Source organism: Ruegeria sp. H3, from assembly GCF_056533095.1.
In genome coordinates, this window is sequence record NZ_JBQFOD010000005.1 from 186058 (window position 1) to 204908 (window position 18851).

Annotated in this window: 15 protein-coding genes and 1 tRNA gene; 9 read left to right on the forward strand and 7 right to left on the reverse strand. The window is 58.3% G+C overall.

All coding sequences use genetic code 11. From position 1 onward, the window contains the following. The first annotated feature begins 102 nt into the window (after positions 1 to 102). Positions 103 to 1374 (forward strand): NAD(P)/FAD-dependent oxidoreductase, encoded by a 1272-nt coding sequence (locus tag ACR0JE_RS08575; RefSeq protein ID WP_480863887.1) that lies wholly within the window; start codon positions 103 to 105, stop codon positions 1372 to 1374. Positions 1375 to 1389: 15 nt separating this feature from the next. Here ACR0JE_RS08575 and ACR0JE_RS08580 read toward each other — a convergent pair whose 3' ends face one another. Then, entirely contained in the window at positions 1390 to 2292 is a 903-nt protein-coding gene (locus ACR0JE_RS08580; RefSeq protein WP_480545031.1) for a LysR family transcriptional regulator, read from the reverse strand. 72 nt (positions 2293 to 2364) lie between these two features. Here ACR0JE_RS08580 and ACR0JE_RS08585 point away from each other — a divergent pair, with 72 nt between their 5' ends. The 5 genes from ACR0JE_RS08585 to ACR0JE_RS08605 all read left to right on the forward strand — a co-directional run bounded on the left by ACR0JE_RS08585 (position 2365) and on the right by ACR0JE_RS08605 (position 9540). Further along, on the forward strand, positions 2365 to 5577 hold the full coding sequence (locus ACR0JE_RS08585) for a reductive dehalogenase (RefSeq protein ID WP_480863888.1): 3213 nt from the start codon (positions 2365 to 2367) through the stop codon (positions 5575 to 5577). Between the two features lie 127 nt (positions 5578 to 5704). Beyond that, on the forward strand, positions 5705 to 6571 hold the full coding sequence (locus tag ACR0JE_RS08590) for an FAD binding domain-containing protein (protein ID WP_480863914.1): 867 nt from the start codon (positions 5705 to 5707) through the stop codon (positions 6569 to 6571). Next, positions 6568 to 7047: a (2Fe-2S)-binding protein gene (locus ACR0JE_RS08595; protein WP_353010563.1), complete on the forward strand. Its 480-nt coding sequence runs from the start codon at positions 6568 to 6570 to the stop codon at positions 7045 to 7047. The genes ACR0JE_RS08590 and ACR0JE_RS08595 overlap by 4 nt, the downstream gene beginning before the upstream one ends. Beyond that, positions 7047 to 9302, forward strand: coding sequence for a xanthine dehydrogenase family protein molybdopterin-binding subunit (locus ACR0JE_RS08600; protein WP_480863889.1), 2256 nt, complete (start codon positions 7047 to 7049; stop codon positions 9300 to 9302). The genes ACR0JE_RS08595 and ACR0JE_RS08600 overlap by 1 nt, the downstream gene beginning before the upstream one ends. Continuing rightward, the gene (locus tag ACR0JE_RS08605) at positions 9295 to 9540 is read left to right on the forward strand and encodes a MoaD/ThiS family protein (protein ID WP_480551172.1); all 246 of its coding nucleotides are present in this window, start codon (positions 9295 to 9297) and stop codon (positions 9538 to 9540) included. The genes ACR0JE_RS08600 and ACR0JE_RS08605 overlap by 8 nt, the downstream gene beginning before the upstream one ends. Here the strand turns inward: ACR0JE_RS08605 and ACR0JE_RS08610 are convergent. Next, on the reverse strand, positions 9537 to 10244 hold the full coding sequence (locus ACR0JE_RS08610; protein ID WP_480863890.1) for a lysophospholipid acyltransferase family protein: 708 nt from the start codon (positions 10242 to 10244) through the stop codon (positions 9537 to 9539). The two genes, ACR0JE_RS08605 and ACR0JE_RS08610, sit on opposite strands and share 4 nt — an antisense overlap. 142 nt (positions 10245 to 10386) lie before the next feature. On the opposite strand from ACR0JE_RS08610, the gene ACR0JE_RS08615 reads away from it, so the two are divergent. Next, positions 10387 to 10462 (forward strand) — tRNA-Trp (locus ACR0JE_RS08615). Between the two features lie 44 nt (positions 10463 to 10506). Continuing rightward, the gene (locus tag ACR0JE_RS08620) at positions 10507 to 11202 is read left to right on the forward strand and encodes an imm11 family protein (protein WP_480863891.1); all 696 of its coding nucleotides are present in this window, start codon (positions 10507 to 10509) and stop codon (positions 11200 to 11202) included. A 104-nt stretch (positions 11203 to 11306) separates the two neighbouring features. Here the strand turns inward: ACR0JE_RS08620 and ACR0JE_RS08625 are convergent, their stop codons facing one another. Then, the gene (locus ACR0JE_RS08625) at positions 11307 to 12233 is read right to left on the reverse strand and encodes an alpha/beta hydrolase (RefSeq protein ID WP_480863892.1); all 927 of its coding nucleotides are present in this window, start codon (positions 12231 to 12233) and stop codon (positions 11307 to 11309) included. 171 nt (positions 12234 to 12404) lie between these two features. On the opposite strand from ACR0JE_RS08625, the gene lptF reads away from it, so the two are divergent. Continuing rightward, positions 12405 to 13544, forward strand: a complete 1140-nt coding sequence (lptF, locus tag ACR0JE_RS08630) for an LPS export ABC transporter permease LptF (protein WP_480863893.1) — start codon at positions 12405 to 12407, stop codon at positions 13542 to 13544. Positions 13545 to 13587: 43 nt separating this feature from the next. Here the strand turns inward: lptF and speB are convergent, their stop codons facing one another. From speB to speA, 4 genes are all read right to left on the reverse strand, one after another. Continuing rightward, positions 13588 to 14430: an agmatinase gene (speB, locus tag ACR0JE_RS08635; protein WP_480863894.1), complete on the reverse strand. Its 843-nt coding sequence runs from the start codon at positions 14428 to 14430 to the stop codon at positions 13588 to 13590. After that, positions 14427 to 15596, reverse strand: coding sequence for a carboxynorspermidine decarboxylase (nspC, locus tag ACR0JE_RS08640; RefSeq protein ID WP_480863895.1), 1170 nt, complete (start codon positions 15594 to 15596; stop codon positions 14427 to 14429). Before nspC ends, speB begins: the two co-directional genes overlap by 4 nt. 83 nt (positions 15597 to 15679) lie before the next feature. After that, positions 15680 to 16891: a saccharopine dehydrogenase family protein gene (locus tag ACR0JE_RS08645; RefSeq protein ID WP_480863896.1), complete on the reverse strand. Its 1212-nt coding sequence runs from the start codon at positions 16889 to 16891 to the stop codon at positions 15680 to 15682. Between the two features lie 14 nt (positions 16892 to 16905). Further along, positions 16906 to 18795, reverse strand: coding sequence for a biosynthetic arginine decarboxylase (gene speA, locus ACR0JE_RS08650; RefSeq protein ID WP_480863897.1), 1890 nt, complete (start codon positions 18793 to 18795; stop codon positions 16906 to 16908). Between the last annotated feature and the right edge of the window lie 56 nt (positions 18796 to 18851).

The window sequence follows — 18851 nt, forward strand, 5'->3', positions numbered from 1 at the left end:
CGAAAGGTCGAAGACCGCGCAGATTTTCGATCAGGTTTGATCTTTGATTGGTAACAGTCGCATGGACGCGCTAAGGCTGCGCAGAATGATTGAAAGCGCGCCATGACTAATCCCGATGAACCTCTTTGGCGAACCACCTGCCGTGAAACTGTCACGGCGGCACCGCTGTTGTCTGGCATAAGTGTGGACCTTGCGATCGTAGGAGGTGGCTATACGGGCTGTTCGGCGGCCTTATATGCGGCGCAGCAGGGTGCGTCTGTTTGTCTGCTCGAAGCAAAGAGCATCGGGCATGGCGGCTCTGGGCGAAATGTGGGGCTGGTCAATGCAGGCCTTTGGCTACCGCCTGACGATATCCGCAATCATCTGGGACAGGAAACCGGTGACCGGCTGATCGATCTGTTGGCGCAGGCACCTGCGGATGTCTTCGATCTAATAGATCAAAATGGGATCGATTGTGAACCGGTACGGCAGGGCACGCTTCACTGTGCGCATTCCGGAGCAGGGCGCCGCGATCTGCAGAAACGACATGCGCAGTTGGTTGCCAGCGGTGCGCCAGTTGAGTTGATAACGGCGCAGGATGCATCACAAAGAACCGGCAGCAGTGCGTTCCACGGAGCGCTATATGATCCGCGAGCGGGAACCATCCAGCCGATGGCATATGTCATGGGCCTGTCGCGGTCGGCTGCAGAGTCAGGAGCGCACATCTATACGGAAACTCCGGTCCGAAGCCTGCGCCGCGAAGGCAAGGAATGGTTGCTTGAGACACCTCAGGGAAGTGTGCGGGCGCGGGCTGTCATTCAGGCCACCAATGCGTATCATCAGGGCTCTGAAGAAACTGCACCTGACTATGTCCCTGTCTATTACTTCCAGTATGCGACCGCCCCCCTGTCACACAATCTGCGCGCCAGCATTTTACCATCTGGTGAGGGATGCTGGGATACGGGTCTGATCATGACATCGCTCCGTCTGGATGGCGACGGGCGGATGATCATCGGTGGCATGGGTGATTTGAGTCATGCCGGGCGCGGAATACACTCGGCCTGGGTAAGACGAAAACTGGATCAGATATATCCGCAACTCTCAGATCAGCCCCTTGTCGAAGGGTGGCATGGTCGCATTGCCATGACGTCTGACCATATCCCGAAGATCACTCAAATTGGCCCCAATGCCTTGTCGGCGCATGGGTTTTCTGGTCGGGGCATCGGACCCGGTACAGTGTTTGGACGTCTGATGGCGCAAAGCCTTCTGAAGGGTGATCCTTCTTGCCTGCCTGTTCCAGTGGTACGCGAGCACCAAGAGCGATGGCCTCGCCTGCGACGGGTCTATTTTGAAACGGGTGCTGCACTGACGCATCTAGTTAAAGCGCGGTTTTAACTGGTTGATTGACAGTTAGCTTCGCAGCCGAGCCGCGATCTCTTCAATCCTTTTGCGCAGCCAACGATGGGCAGGGTCGTTGGCCATCCGTTGATGCCAAACCATGTAGATCGACACAGGTTCGCACTCAAAGGGTAGGGGCGCGCAGTCCAGCTCGGATAGTGGGCCTTGTTTCATCAAGGCCGTATCGGTCGATATCAGGGGGCTGCCCTTTACGAATGAGGGAATGGCGTTGAAATGGGGCAGGGTCACGACGGGTGGTCGGATTTGGTTCTGGTCGACCCCACGCATCACGGCGCGCGCGCTGCGGCCATCGGGGAATCGCACTTCGATATGGTCGCTTTCGCAGTAGCCTTCCCAACTGTCGGGCGCATCGCGCTGGGTTTTATCAAAAAATACCATCAAAGGGCTGTGCAGCAGGCGTTTCTGCAGAATATCCGGCCCGTCCGGGGGCAGCGGGGTCAGCATCAATTGGCACCTGTCACTGCGCAGCACGTCTGGGTCTGGCACGCCTGACGCGATGAAGTCGATCCTTAGCTGAACCCCCTCGGTGCGGGTTTCGCGCAGGAGGTCGGGAAAGATCAACTCGCGCGGCAGATCATTGGTTGCGATGGAAATCTCGATCTCTTCTGACTGAGGATCAAATGGGCGTTCATCGGTCAGCGCACGCATGCCGTCGAGGACGGTCTGTACCGGTTCTTTCAGTGACAAAGCGCGTTCTGTCGGCGTCAGCCCCTGTCCCGATCGCACAAAGAGCGGGTCACCAAGCACATGGCGTAGCTTGCCCAATGTGTGGCTGATCGCGGATTGGGTTACGCCCAATCGGTCGGCAGCTTTCGAGACGGAACTCTCCTCGAGGATCGTCAGAAACGCGCGGAGAACCTTACCATCAAGATCAGAAAAATCGATTTTCTTCATATGATATATGATTAGGCATGAATGGATTTGCTGTCCACCGGGCGCTAGACACTTCTCAGGCAAGGAGGCTCAATGGGCATTCGCTTTTTCTCGGATAAAAACCGACCGGTGCATTTGGGTCCATATCCGTTGGAACGTCTGGCGCGCCAAAGCGCCATGCCGGACCTGTCGGCGCTGCCCGAAATGCCGCTACTGAGCTTTCACCGGAATGAACAGCCCGAAAGCATCGTCAATGCGATGGGTGAGTTTCAGGCGATGCTGGACACGATCCGCGATGGTCTGGTGAACCCGACTATATCGGATATCCCAGCTGATCCCATGATCCGCGCGAACCATCTGAAAGCGTTTGGATATTTTAATGACGCGTCGATGTTGGGGTGCGGGCCTCTGCCGCGCGACGCTTTCTTGGAACAGCCCCGCCGTAACCCGGATATCCACCGGTTGGCGCAAGCTCTGCGCAGTCGTCAGACAAAGACGCTTGCCTCGGGCATTGATGTGATCATGGCGGATCTGAAGGAAAGCGTCGAAGCAACACCCGGTCCGATAGGTAGCCATCGTCACGCCATCGTCTTTCTGTACGAATACAACCGCGATCCTGAGCCGGATGAACCCGGTGCGGATTGGATCATGGATGCACAGGACCACCGTGCTTGCCTTCTGGCGACTGAAAACGCGACCGTTATTGCGAACTACATCCGATTGCTTGGCTTTGATGCACGGGCACATTCAGCCATGTCGTCTGAGGTTGATTTGCGCAAGCTGGCAGTAGCCGCAGGATTGGCGACGCTTGAAAACTCGGTACTGGTGGCCCCGTGGCTGGGGCGGCGTTTTGGTCTGGCTGCGGTTACGACCGAGATGGAGATTGCCCATGATCTACCCTTGGCCCCGATGGCAGAACAACCCTGGTTCCACACTCAAGGCCCCGCCTGGTGGCTGGGGGCTGGGTTCGCCAAAAACGCTCTGAACCGCGATCCTTATGCCAAACGGCGCTATGTGGACGGCGCTCATCCGTTTGAGACGCTGAAACGGGTCGAAACGCCGACCACCTATATCGACGAAGAAAATGTCGCCCGCGTCCCCAAACGCGCGGACATGTTCGCCCGCGCCCAGTTCGGGGATATGGGCAAACATCTGCAAGATGCCGCAAAGGGTGGATATTACGTGCGCAAATCCGCCCCGAGTTTTGCTCAACGTCGGGCTCTTGGTGCGTTTGTACTTTTGCAGGATGGCGAGAGTGCGGACGTGCCCAAACCCTCGGACGCCGCACGCAACGCCGCCAACATCAAGGCGACAAGTTACTTTCTGGGCGTCGATGCGGTTGGCCTCAGCCGATGCCCGGACTGGAGCTGGTATTCCCACGACGCGACAGGAGAAGAAATCGTACCGCCCCATGATCAGGCCGTCAGCATGATCATCGACCAGGGCTATGAAACGATGGAAGGCGCAAGCGGCGATGACTGGATCAGCGTCGCACAATCTATGCGGGCCTATCTGCGGTTTTCACTGCTTGGCGGGGTGATCGCGCAGCAGATCAGGAACATGGGCTACAAGGCCAAAGCGCATACGGTGATGGATGGCGAAGTGCTGCAACCGCCATTGCTGCTGCTGTCGGGATTGGGTGAGGTCAGCCGCATTGGAGAGGTCATTCTGAACCCCTATCTGGGCCCACGTCTGAAATCAGGTGTGGTGACGACCGATATGCCGGTTGATCACGACAAGCCCATCGATTTTGGCCTGCAGTCCTTTTGCGAGTCCTGCAACAAATGCGCGCGCGAATGCCCCTCGGGCGCGATCACGGCTGGACCCAAGCTGATGTTCAACGGCTATGAAATCTGGAAGTCCGACAGCCAGAAATGTGCGACCTACCGGATCACCACACCCGGCGGATCAATGTGCGGACGCTGTATGAAAACCTGCCCCTGGAACCTAGAAGGCATCTTCAAGGAACGCCCCTTTCGCTGGGCTGCGATGAACATTCCGCAAGCGGCCCCCGCATTGGCCAGACTGGATGACGCAGTTGGAAATGGCGGGCTGAATGACACCAAGAAATGGTGGTGGGACATCGAATTGCAGGGCGATGGGTCCTATCGACCCTCAACCCATCCACTCAACCGGCGTGATCTGCAACGGGACCTTGACCTAAAGTACGAGGATCAGACTTTGGCGGTGTACCCCGCCAATCTGGCCCCACACCCGTGGCCTTATCCCTTTGCAATGGACCGAGAGGCCGGGATCGCCGCGTATCAGGCGATGGTTTCGGCGGGCGAATACAAATCCCGCAAGGTTGCAGGGGATCTCTCTGTTGTACATCGCTATCAGATCGCTGGCCACGCACCTGTGATGCGGGTTGCCGTGACCAAGGTCGAAAAGATGACAGCGGATGTCACGAAATACGAGTTTGCATCGCTGGACGGTGCGCCCCTGCCGGGATGGACAGCGGGCGCACATCTGGACGTGCTGGTCGCGCCCGAATTCCTGAGGCAATACTCGATGTCGGGTAATCCATCGGATCGGGCAACCTATCAGATCGGCGTGCTGCGCGAGGATGAGGGGCGCGGCGGGTCCGCCCTGTTGCACCGGATCTTCAACGAAGGGCGCAAGGTTTTCATCTCAAATCCGATCAATCATTTCGAACTGGACGAGACCGCGACCAAGACCTTCCTGATGGGTGGCGGCATCGGGATCACGCCGATGATTGCCTTTGCTCACCGTCTGCATGCGCTGGGTCGTGCGTTCGAGTTGCACTACTCTGCCAGCGCACGCGACAGTGCCGGTTACATTGAAGACCTGGCCGCTGCCCCTTGGGCAGATCGCGTTCACTATCATTTCTCTGACGAAGGAACCCGTGCCGATCTGGATGCTATCCTTTCGGACTATCACGAGGGATGGCACGTCTATACCTGTGGTCCGGATCGCTACATGGACGGGGTGATGCAAGCGGCCGCTCGACAAGGTTTCCCTGATGACGCACGGCATCTGGAGTATTTCTCGGCTCCGGAAGTGCCTGAATATGAAAATCACCCCTTTCACCTCAAGCTTGCGCGTTCGGGTCAGGTTTTGTCTGTCCCCTCAGACAAGGATGCGGCTCAGGTCCTGAATGAAGCCGGCTTTCACGTGGATGTGAAGTGTTCGGACGGGATTTGCGGGGTTTGCAAATGCGGTGTTCTGGCGGGCGAAGTTGACCACCGTGATTTCGTTCTGTCAGCGAAACAACGCGAAAACGCGATGATCCTGTGCCAAAGCCGCGCGGCAGATCCGGACGGCGTGATCGAGATCGACCTTTGACTACGGTCTGAAAGCGACATGATTTGACATCAAAATAGGTCGTGCGGGCCATGGACGCCGGAGGATGGCTGAACTAACGTCCATCCGAACCCCAGTGAATCCTGACCCACAGGCGCGAGGTAAAATCATGGATTATCACAGCCCTGCCAGCTTTGCCGAAGCTTCGGCTCTGGCCGCAAAAGCGACGGGCATCACACGGTTTCTGGCGGGCGGCACCGATGTCCTGGTGCAGCTGCGCTCGGAACTGGTGACGCCCGATACGCTGATCGACATAAAGAAAATCAACGGTGTACACGACATCACCCGCAACGCTGATGGCAGTTGGACCCTTGGCGTTGCTACCACGGGTGCCGAGATGAGCGAGCATCCCGAGCTTGGACGTGATTGGCCCGGTGTGGTCGAGGCGATGGACTTGATCGGATCGACTCAGGTGCAGGGGCGCGCAACGCTGACAGGCAACCTGTGCAATGGCTCTCCGGCAGCGGATTCGGTGCCTGCGATGATTGCGGCGGGTGTGACCGTCACCGTAACCGGCCCCGACGGGGATCGGACGGTCGCGGTCGAAGATATCCCGACAGGCCCCGGCAAGACCGCCTTGGCCAAGGGCGAGGTGATCTCGGCCGTCAACATTCCTGCCCGCGGCGAAAACGGCGGCGACGCCTATCTGCGCTTTATCCCACGGACCGAGATGGACATTGCCGTCGTCGGCGTCGGCGTCAGCCTGCGGCTGGACGGCGATACCATCACCGAGGCGCGCGTGTCGTTGGGCGCTGTGGCCCCGACCGTCCTGCTGGTCGAAGACTGTGCCAAGGCCATCATCGGCTCAACGCTGGATGACGCCGCACTGGATGCGCTGGCCACTGCGGCCTCGGCAGCCTGCAACCCGATCGATGACAAACGCGGCACCATCGCCTTCCGCACCGAAGTGGCCGGAGTGCTGGCCAAACGCGCCGCAAAAATCGCCTATGCCCGCGCGAAGGGAGAAAACGTATGAGCAAGCTCCACGTATCCACCACCGTGAACGGGGACGCAGTCGATTATCTGTGCGATCCGCGCGAAACCCTGCTGGATTGTCTGCGCGACAAGCTGAACCTGACCGGCGCGAAAGAAGGCTGCGGCACCGGCGATTGTGGTGCGTGCTCCGTCACGGTCGATGGCCGTCTGGTGTGTTCTTGCCTGATGCTGGGTGTCGAAGCTGAAGGCAAACAGATCGAGACGGTCGAAGGCATCGCGGACGGGGATGTTCTGCACCCGTTGCAGAAAAAGATGATCGAATACGCCGCCCTGCAATGCGGCATCTGCACTCCGGGCATTCTGGTCGCGGCCAAATCGCTGCTGGAAAAGAACCCCAACCCGACCGAAGAGGAAACCCGGTACTGGCTGGCAGGAAACCTCTGCCGCTGCACGGGCTATGACAAAATCATTCGCGCTGTGATGGACACGGCGGCTGAGATGCGGGAGGCGTCATAATGGCTCTGGACGATCGCAAAACTGATTTCACTTTTGTTGGCACCCGCCCAGATCGCCCGGACGGTCTGGATAAGGTGACAGGCCGCGCCAAATTTGGTGCGGATATCACCGCGCCCGGCATGCTGCACGGCGCTATCCTGCGTTCGCCCCATGCCCATGCGCGGATCATCAAGATCGATGCATCCAAAGCCCAAGCGCATAAGGACGTCAAAGCCGTCATCACCCGCGCCGATTTCGCCGATGTCCCGTTCAAGCCCGGTCTGGAAGGCGAATTCTGGAACGTACTGGAAAACGTTATGGCGGGCGAAAAGGCGCTCTATGATGGTCACGCGGTGGCAGCTGTCGCGGCGACCTCTGCCCTCGCGGCGCGCGATGCGTTGAAACTGATCGAGGTCGAATACGAGGTCCTGCCCCATGTCACCGATGTGGACAAGGCGATGGCACCGGACGCGCCCGTCATTCGTGAAGGGGCGGCGGACTATTCAGTACCCGAGGGGATGCATCCCAACGTTGTACGCTACCACGAGAGCGGCCATGGAGATGTCGAAGCGGGTTTTGCCGAGGCTGATCTGGTCATCGAAGACAGCTTTGTCACCGAGGCCACCCATCAGGGCTATATCGAACCGCACGCCTGTCTGGGCATGCTGGGCAATGATGACAAAGGTGAGTTGTGGTGCACAACGCAAGGCCATTGGATCGCTCAGAAAACTTGTGCGGCTCTGCTGGGGATTGAGACCTCCCAACTGCGTGTCACCGCATCCGAAATCGGCGGCGGCTTTGGTGGTAAGACCACCGTCTTCATTGAACCTGTCTCGCTCGCACTGAGCCGCAAGGCAAACCGTCCGGTTAAGATCGTGATGACCCGATCCGAGGTGTTCCGCGCAACGGGACCAACGGCCTCAGCGTCTATGGATATCAAGATTGGGATGAAGAAGGACGGCACAATTTCGGCTGCGCGGGGCGTATTCCGCCTGCAAGGTGGGGCTTTCCCCGGCGCGCCCGGTGATATGACCGCCATGTGCGCCTTTGCCCCTTACAATCTGACCAACGTCAAACAGATCGGATATGACGTGATGGCCAACCGCCCGAAACAGGCGGCCTATCGCGCACCAGGCGCCCCGATGGGGGCTTTTGCCGTCGAATCAGTCATTGATGAACTGTGTAACAAGCTTGGTCTCGACCCCGTCGATGTGCGTCTAAAGAACGCCGCCCACGAGGGGACCAAGGCCAGCTACGGTCCGACCTACGAACGCATTGGTCTGGTCGAAACGCTTGAGGCCGCAAAGGCGCACCCGCACTATTCGGCCCCGCTGAAGCCGGGGCAGGGGCGCGGGATTTCCTGTGGCTTCTGGTTCAACCATGGCGGTGAAACTTCGGTGTCGCTCGCACTGTCCGAGGATGGCTCGGCCCAGTTGATGGTGGGAACGCCCGATATCGGTGGCTCACGCGCGTCGATGGCGCTGATGGCGGCTGAGGTTTTGGGTATTCCCTATGAAAACATTCGCGTGACCATCGCAGACACCGCGACGCTAGGCTACAACGACGTCAGCCACGGCTCGCGCGTGACCTACGCGTCGGGTCTGGCGACTATAAAAGCGGCCAAACACGCGGTTGAAAAGCTCTGCGAACGTGCTGCGGCCAAGTGGGGTATCCCGGTTGAGGCGGTGAAATGGGAGGACGGCTGCGCTGTGCCCTCAGGCCCCAACGCAGGCGATTTCGACCCGCTGGCCCTGTCCGACATCACGGCGGATATGGGGCGCACCGGCGGCCCGATCTCGGGCCATTTCGAGGCAACTCCGGAAGGTGCGGGTGTCTCCTTTGGTACTCACATCGTCGATGCCGAGGTCGACCCGGAAACCGGAAAAACATCGATCACTCGCTACACGGTCATTCAGGACGCCGGTAAGGCGATCCACCCGACCTATGTGGAAGGTCAATATCAGGGCGGCGCCGCGCAAGGCATCGGCTGGGCGCTGAACGAGGAATATATCTATGGCGAGGATGGCCGGTTGCAGAACTCGATCTTCCTCGACTATCGCATCCCGGTGGCCAGCGACCTGCCGATGATCGACACGGTGATTGTCGAAGTGCCCAACCCCGGCCACCCGTTTGGAGTGCGTGGTGTGGGTGAAACCGGCATCGTTCCGCCCCTAGCGGCCATCGCCAACGCGGTGTCAAACGCGGCTGGTGTTCGGATGAAGCAATTGCCAATGTCTCCGCCGCGCATTCTGGCGGCGCTTAAGGACAATGGTTGAGGTCCATCTTTGGTCCGGCCTCCGGTCACTGACCGGGGGCCGACAGGTGGTAGAGGTTGAGGCCAAGACCACCGGAGAGCTTCTGCAAGCTTTGGTCGATACATACCCTCAGTTGCAGGCCCCGATTGATGCAGGCGTTTCTATTGCTGTCGACGGGCGCGTCATTGCCACGGGGCTAACCGAACCCATCCCCGAAGGCAGCGAAATCTACCTGATGCAACGCTTAAGGGGCGGTTAGGCCTCGGGCGACCACGGTTCGCGCCCGACCATCCGGTCGGCCTCTGCCGTGATGTCGTTCATGTGTTGCTCAAGGCTGAGCCGCAGCGCCTCAATCTCTTCTTCGCTGGCCTTGCGCGGCACCGTTTCGGTCCACTCGCGGCACAGAAACACGCCCTCATTGCGCCAGGGGCGCGGCATCAGAAGGCGGTCCCAGGTGCCTGCCTCACGACCATGTTTGGCGGAAAAGGTAATGCCAAAAACCCGCTTGCCCGAGGTGCGCGCCCAGACCAAAGGCACGGTCGACAACACCCGTTCCGGACCCCGTGGGCCATCGGCTGCGATTCCAATGGAAATGCCCCGTTTGATCTTGCCGATCACTTCGCGCGACACCGCGATATTGTTCGCGTTCTTACTGGTCATGGCAATCGTGTCCATGCCAAACAGTTTCTGCACGCGTCCAACCATACTGCCCGCGCGTGCCGAGGATGTGATTGAACAGATTTCGCCTTTGTCGAGCGGGAAAAAATAGGGCGATTGGGCTAATCTCTGGTGCCAAAGCACGACGATGACCGGCTCACCCTGTTCGGCCAGTTGATCCAGCGCGTCATACCCGATGCGCTGCCAACGCGTGTTGCGGTTGACCATCCGGATGTAACTGGCGATCCGCCGCGCAGTCCAATTCAACAAAGCTTCGCTGTCGGCGATTTTCGTGCGGAGGCTCAAACTGGGTTCCCTTTGTTGCCCGACCCTTGTCTTACCGCACTGCGCGCGCCGCGCAACTTGTTTGTCTGATGACGAACTGAGAAGGATTGCAAAAAAGCCTCTTGAGTCCGCCGCGCGGCTAGCATATCTGGTGGCGCACCATAGGGGTATAGCTCAGTTGGTAGAGCGACGGTCTCCAAAACCGTAGGTCGCGGGTTCGAACCCTGCTGCCCCTGCCATTCCTCCGCTTCAGTTTCTTATATCTTTGATTGAGGTCGTGCCTTTGTCAGCGTCAGCCAACATTGATCCGGACCAATGTGTCTGGATCGCTACGACAACCAACAATATCAACAAAGTGCAGCCTGTTGTTCGGCGCGAGTTCATTGGCGTGCCTTTGCGAGAATTATCAGACGCTGAACTCATAAAGTACCAACCTCTTTTCGATGCTGTTTATAACGATTGGACGCGCGGAGATATTCTCACCCCGGAAATGGTAGGCGAGGTCTGGCACTATAATTCGAAAGCCGAATATTATACCGCACCGTTTGTCTCCGGTGGCGGATTACCGATGGTCTCCGACTCTGCCAAGCAAGTCATGGAAAGCTATGATTTGGGAACGACAGTCTTTCACCCGATCACGTTGATGAACTCCGAAGAGACCGCGCGCACCACATCTGAACCCTACTACCTGCTCAATGTCGGCAACAAGCGTGCCATGGGGAATTATGAAGCTTTGGGTCCGGAGGGAGATAATCGTGCTCCGCTTGGCAACATCGGCAATGGGATAGTCTATAGCCCCAGACCTGATCAAGAGGCAGAGCTTGTTGTCACCCCTGAAGCCTTGGGCGGGCCTGACATATGGCTCGACCCCAAAGTCCCAGAGATACTGTTCCTGTCTGATGCGCTGGTCCAGGGGCTCAAGGCGTCCGGCGTCGATGAAGGCTGGGGTCTGGTGCGCTGCGCGGTGGGCACTCTCTGAGAGCGTTGAGTCGGCTTCGATCCTCTGAGAATTAAGATGCCTTGAGTGAACGAATGCCATCCGTTCAGATTGGACATCACCGCGTTAACTGGACCCACACACAATCAGGCCAACAACAACTGGTCGCCGATATTGGTCTTGTGCCGGGTCGGCATCGTTTTGGCGTCCCTCCCGTCGATCGTTAGAGCCAGATCTTTGTAGAACCCCTTGCTATCGAACCACCAGCGATGGGATTTGGCCATCTTGCGCTGCCCTTTTGGGACGTCGCGCTTGTATTGTTCCTCGCAATAGATGTCCCAATGCCCTTTTGAGGTCAACTTGGGCATTCCAACGCGACCGACGCGTTCCCTGCCACCGTTAACAAGGCCGCCGGATAGCGCCAGAACCTTGTCCTTGCCGCTGTAGTAGTTGGTGAACCGTTTGCTGCGCTTTTTCAGCACCAGATCGCCCCAAGCGCCTTTTTCCATCCAATCCGCATCAATATCGCCTGAGGCGAAAGTCACCTGATCTGCCGACCAGATTTTATTGCCGGGTCCTGCGGAATCACCGAAGTCAGAGAAGGCGCGCAAGACAACCAAAGCCCCCATAGAATGCGCCAGAATGTGCACCTTGGGCTTGGGTGTCATGCCGAGAATTGGCAACATCCCATCCCCAACCAGATGCGGGGCCACAGCTTTGGCATCTGCGCGGTCGCTGTCATAGGTATGCAGTGACCCGTCGCTGGGCCAGTCAAAGGCGACAACCGCACCCTTGTATCCATTGGCCCGGACACCCTTCTCAATCTTGTCCAACCGATCCAGCATATCCTTCTGGCTGGTATTGAAGCCGTGAACATAGATCAAAACGGCAGAGTTTCCGCCTTGCTGCTGCACAAGGTTCAGCCATTTTGCCTTTTTGATAATGCCGCCTTTACGGATACGCCCGTCGGCGGTTTTCTGAGTGATATGGACGTAACGCGATTTCGCGGCAGGTTTCAGGGTGAATTTCTTTTTCTGTGCATTGTAAGTGCGGCGCGAGAAAAATAAGGCCATTTGTTAAACTCCGTTATTCATAATCTGCTGAGTGTCGCATGAACTTGAGAGTTCACAAAACGTAATCTCGCAAGGATTGGAGTGGGCGAAGCATTAGCAAGGACGACAGGTTTCCTCTGCCAATCGAATGGCCTATGGTCAGACCCGGTAGACACAGACACACGAGGACCCATGTCGCGCTTTGATGGATATTTCCTGCGACAGTTGCTGATTCTGTTCGGCTTTTTCACTTTGGTCCTTGTCGGGGTGTTCTGGATCACCCGATCCGTCAGCCTGTTTGATCGTGTCATCAGCGGCGGGCAATCGGCGATGGTGTTTCTGGAGTTCACTGCCCTGACACTGCCAACCCTGATCCGCACGGTGATGCCCATGGCAGTGTTCGCAGCTGCGGTGTACGTCACCAACCGATTGAGCCGAGAAAGCGAGTTGACAGTGATGCTGGCGACCGGGTCCAGCCCCTGGAGGTTGGCGCGCGCTGTGGTTCTGTTTGGCCTGATCACGGGTTTGATGATGGCGATCATCAGTGTTTTTCTGCGCCCGGCCTCGGTCGAGCAGCTTGAGATCAGACAGGCCGAGGTTGCCGGGGATGTGACAGCACAGCTGTTAAACGAAGGTGAATTCATGCACCCGGCCGAAAATGTAACGGTCTATATCGGGGGCATTGATCTGGATGGAACACTGCAAGAGGTGTTTGTGTCCGACCGGCGTGATCCAGAAAATGCAGTCAGCTATTCCAGCGCCACGGCCTATCTCGTGAACAACAGTACCGGTATTCATCTGGTGATGGTCGATGGCGTGGCTTTGCGTCTGAATGCCGAGGGGCGGTCGCTGTCCTCGACCTTGTTTCAAGACGCATCTTACGACATCTCGGAACTGGCCAATACAGGCGGCATGACCCGGCGCAGCCTCGAGGCGATTTCGACGGCAGAGTTGCTCTATTCCATGAAGACCATCGAGGAAACGGAATTCCACAGCCGTGGGCATCTGATCGAAGAATTGCATCAGCGCTTCTCGTGGGTTGCGATCTGTATCGCGGTGTCGCTGGCGGGGTATGCAACGCTCATGCTTGGCAGCTTCTCTCGTTTTGGGCTATGGCCACAGATTCTGGGGGCCTTCACAATTCTGGTCCTGCTGGAAGGTGTCAGAGGGTTTGTGTCGCCCGTTGTGATCGATGATCCACGGCTTTGGGGATTGCTCTATCTGCCAGCGGTGATCGGGATAGTCATTTCGGTCTTGTTTTTGCTTGTTGCAGGCCGACCGGTGTTGAAGAAACGTGTCAGACCAGAGGGGGCTTTGGCCTCTCCGACCTGAGGTCTTTTCCACGTGGGTCTAAGCTGGGCGGAGCGCCCGAAATCTAGCAGGATGCCATCAGGCGATATACGATCTGTGCGGCGGTGAAATCCCATGCAGCGTTGCCATCAGGTGCTAGTTCGACCACATCAAAGCCAACGCACTTACGGCCTTTGAGCGCGTGTTCAACAAGATGCAGTGCCTGGTAGTACCCCAAGCCGCCCGGTACGGGTGTGCCGGTAGCGGGCATTTGTGAAGGGTCCAGGCCGTCGACATCAAAGCTGACATAGACCAGTTCGGGGAAGCCCTCGGGCAGGTCGACAGCGTGGATATTGCCGGTGACCAGTTCCTCGGCGTCGACGTGGAAGACGTGGTTTTTAAGACGGCTTTTGACCTCCTCGGTGGAAAAGGCACGCACGCCGAACTGCGCCAGCCGCACGCCTTCTTCGGCCAGCAGATGCATGACCGAGGCGTGGGAGTGTTTCTCGCCCTGATACGCATTGCGCAAGTCGGCATGTGCGTCGATCTGGACGATCCCGACGGGTTGGTTCAGCGCCCGCGCCACACCCATCACCGCGCCGTAGCTGAGCGAGTGCTCTCCGCCCAGCGTCACCGGCACTTTGCCCGCGCGAATGGCGGCTTCGGTCCGTTGGGCGAGGCGTTCCATCACCTCGGGCAATGGGCCGTTACAATTCAGCGGGGTTTCGGTAAAGATACCTTCGACGCAGGGTTCGGCATGGCCGGTGATGCGTTCCAGCTCATTGCTTGCTTCGATGATCGCGTCAGGGCCTTTGGCCGTGCCTGAACCGTAGGAAACGGTGCGCTCCAGCGGCACCGGGATCACGCGGAAACGGGCATCTTCCGAACGCTCAGCGGCGGTCAGTTCACTGTCGAGGAAAATGCTCATGAGAGGCGGTCCTTAAAGTCGTCATAACCAAACTGTCTGATGATCTTCAGTTCGTCCGTTTCGCTGTTCCATAGGGCGATGGTTGGCAGAGGTACGCCGTTGAAGGTGTTGGTCTTGACCATCGAGTAATGTGCCTGATCGAGGAAGGCAATGCGTTGCCCGATCTCAAGCGGCTGATCCCACGTGTAGTCGCCGATTACATCGCCCGCCAGGCACGAGGGGCCGCCCAGACGGTAGGTATGACCTGCCTTAGCCTCGTCCATCAGTGCGGGGCGATAGGGGGCTTCGATCACGTCGGGCATGTGGCAGGTGGCCGAGATATCGGTGACCGCAAGGTTCATGCCATTGGTCGGCAAGTCGAGGATTTCGCCGATCAGAATGCCTGCGTCCAGTGCCACGGCTTCGCCGGGTTCGAGATAGATGTCGACATTGTATTTGGCACGGATTGCTTTGATGAATTCAATCAGCCCGTCGCGGTCGTAGTCGTCACGGGTGATATGATGCCCGCCGCCGAAGTTCAGCCATTTGAGTTGCCCGAGGAACGGTTTAAGCTTGGGTTCGACCGCTTTCCAAGTGCGTTGAAGGGGATCGAAACCCTGTTCGCAGAGCGTGTGCATGTGCAGACCGTCTACTCCGAACAGAGTGTCTTCGGTCAATTGGCTGACGGGTGTCCCGAGGCGTGAACAGGGCGCGCAGGGGTCGTATTTGGGAATCTCGCCTTCGGAATGTTCCGGGTTGATGCGCAGGCCGATCTGCACATTGGCCGCTTGGGCTTTGGCGAGGAACCGGTCTTTTTGAGCGGGCGAGTTGAAGATGATGTGGTCGGAGAGCGACAGGATTTCATCGATATCCGCATCCTTGTACCCGGCGCAGAAGGTTGCGACTTCGCCGCCGTATTCTTCGCGGCCTAGACGGGCCTCAAAGATGCCAGAGGCGCAGGTGCCGCCGAGGTGCTGGCGCACCAGCGGGGCCAGTGAGAACATCGAAAACGCCTTGAGCGCGCTGAGGACATGCGCGCCGGAGCGGGTGCCGATATCGGAGAGGACGGCTAGGTTCCGCTCGACCGCTTTTTCGTCGACCACAAAGCAGGGTGTGGGGACGCGGTTTAGGTCGAAATTGCGGAAGGCACCGGCGTCACCAGCTTGTGTGGGCATCATGTCGGACATGTCCCGCGTCTCCTTTGGGTGGGGAGGCCGGGGGCTCTGCCCCCGGACCCCCGGGATATTTTTGGCCAGATGAAGTTCTGGATCTAGAATTCTACGGGGCCGTCGAGTTCGTGAACTTGCCATGGCAGGCCGTGGGTGTTCAGCATGTCCATGAAGTCATCGGGGTCGAGCTGTTCCATGTTCCAGACTCCCGGCTCTGTCCAATTGCCTTTCAGAACCTGTGCTGCGCCGATCATGGCGGGGACACCCGTGGTGTAGCTGACGGCCTGGGAGCCGACCTCAGCATAGCATTCTTCGTGGTCGCAGATGTTGTAGATGTAGAAGGTCTTCTCGCCCGAGCCGTCCTTGGCCTGACCCGTGGCGATGTCACCAATGCAGGCTTTGCCCCTTGTTTCCGCGCCCAGATCGCCGGGATCGGGCAGCAGGGTTTTCAGGAACTGGATCGGGATGATTTCCTTGCCGTCATGCATCACCGGGTCGATGCGGGTCATGCCGACATTTTCCAGCACCTTGGCGTGGGCGATATAGGCGTCGCCGAAGGTCATCCAGAAGCGGGCCCGCTCGATCTCGGGGAAGTGGGTGCTGAGCGATTCCAACTCCTCGTGATACATCAGGTACATATTCTTGGGGCCGATGGCGGGAAAATCGAATTCGACCTTGTGGGTCATGGCGGGGGAGTGTTTCCATTCGCCATTTTCCCAGTGGCGCACTTCGGCCAGCACTTCGCGCAGGTTGATTTCCGGGTTGAAGTTGGTGGCGAATTCCTGATCGTTCGAGCCGCCATTGGCGTCCAGCACGTCGATCTGGCGGATGGTGTCGAGCTTGTGTTTCTTGAGCCATGTGGCAAAGACGGAGGTCACGCCCGGATCGAAGCCCGAGCCGAGGATGGCGGTCAGGCCAGCCTCTTTGAACCGTTCCTGATAGGCCCATTGCCAGTGGTATTCGAACTTGGCCTCATCCTCGGGCTCATAATTCGCGGTGTCGAGGTAGTGGATACCGGCCTCAAGGCACGCATCCATCAGCACCAGATCCTGATAGGGCAGGGCAAGGTTCACGAGGATTTCCGCCCCGGTTTCCTTGATCAGCTTGACCGTGTCCGCGACCTTGTAGGCGTCCAATTCGGCGGTTTTGATCTCCACGCCGACGCGGTCCTTGACGGCTGCGGCAATGGCGTCGCATTTCGATTTCGTGCGGCTGGCCAGAGTGATCTCGGTGAAGATGTTCGAATTCATCGCCATCTTATGTACGGCTGCGTGGGATACGCCGCCCGCGCCGACAACCAGTGTTTTGCCCATGGTCTGTCTCCTTCTTATTCGTAATAGGTGTAGCCGTTGATCGAGTCGCGATAGGCGCTCATCAGGGTTTTGCGGTCCTTGGCTTGCAGAGTACCGGTCGAGATCGCCTCGTCCACCATTTTGCGGAAGGCGGCGACGCAATCCTGTGGATCGAATTCCACGTAAGACAGGACCTGGCTGATCGTGTCGCCCTCTTGCTCATGCAGCAGGTCGAACCCGCCATCGGCGCGCAGGTCGATGGTAACGACGTTGGTGTCGCCAAAAAGATTGTGCAGGTCGCCCAGCGTTTCCTGATAGGCGCCGACGAAGAAGACGCCCATGAAGTACTCACCCTCATCCGGCAGCGAATGCACTGGCAGGCTGGGTGAGACCCCGTCGGCCAGAATGAACTGGTCGATCTTGCCGTCGCTGTCGCAGGTTATGTCAGACAGCACGGCGCGGCGGTCGGGCGTTTCATTCAGACCTTGCAGCGGTACGATCGGGTGCAGCTGATCGATGGCCCAGACATCGGGCAGGGATTGAAACAGCGAGAAGTTGCAGTGGTAGATATCCGCCACTTTCTCAAGCTGGTCATCCACATCCGTTTCCAGATCATCACTGGCGGCCAAAGCCTTGAGGCGGGCCATCAGCGACAGATAAATACGTTCGGCGCGAGCCATCTGGCGCAGGTCGACATAGCCCCGGCGGAACAGGGCGCGCAGTTCGTTGCGGTAGAATGTGGCGTCGTTCCAGCATTCCTGCAGGCGGTCTTTGCTCAGGTAGCCGTGTACGGCGGCAAGGTCCGAGACCAGATGGTTGTCATCGGGCTCCACATCCGGTGCGGTGGGCGCATCGTAGAGCGTGGTTTCCAGCACGTTGAACACCAACATGGATGAAGTCGCCACCACGGCTCGGCCGCTTTCGGTGACCAATGTCGGGTGGGTGATTTCGGCCTCGTCCATTGCATAGGCCACGGTTTCAACCACGTTGCTGCAATATTCCTCGACTGTGTAGTTGATCGAGTTCTCGGCAGCCTTCTTCTCGCCTGTATAGTCCACGCCCATACCGCCGCCGAGGTCCAGATGGGTCAGCGGCACGCCTTCGCGCGTGAGTTCGGTGTAGTAGCGACAGGCCTCACCCACGGCGCGGCGCACATCGTTCACGTCCTGCACTTGGCTGCCCAGATGCGAGTGCTGCAGTTTCAGGCAATGCAACAGGCCAGCCGCTTTCAGCTTGTCGACCGTCGCGACAAGCTGGTCCGTGTTCATGCCAAAGGCGGATCGGTCGCCCGAGCTTTCTTCCCATTTGCCGCTGATCTGGTTGGTCAACTTGACGCGCACGCCGATCAGAGGTTCGATACCGAGCTCTTTGTAGACCTCGATCACCGTATCCGCCTCTTTCGGGCTTTCCAGCACGATGACGGTGTTGAACCCGATCTTGCGGGACAGGATCGCCAGTTGGATGAACTCGGCATCCTTGACGCCGTTGCAGACGATCAGCGCCTCAGGGGCCAGACGATGCGCAAGAGCTACGACCAATTCGGGCTTTGATCCGGCCTCGAGGCCATAGTTGTATTTCTTACCGAACTCGACGATGCGGTCGACCACCTGCGCTTGCTGGTTCACCTTGATCGGAAACACGCCACGATAGGGGCTTTTGTAGCCCACCCGCGCGATCGCGTCGGCGAAGCTCTCGTTCAGCTGAGCGATCTCATGTTCCAGATAGGACGTGACGCGCAAAACCATCGGCGCCTTGATCCCACGGTCATCCAGATCGCTGAGGATACCGGGAAGGCTGATCGCCGCCGTGTACGGTGCCATCGGATTGCGCAGACCGACCTCGCCCTGCTCCGTCACCTCGATGAGGCCTTTGCCCCATTTCTCAACCCCGTAGATGGAATGCGGTGCGTCGGGCGTCTGTTTCAATCAGGTCGATCCTTAACATAAGCGTGCCAGTTTCGCGCCCGCCAATACGGCAGCAG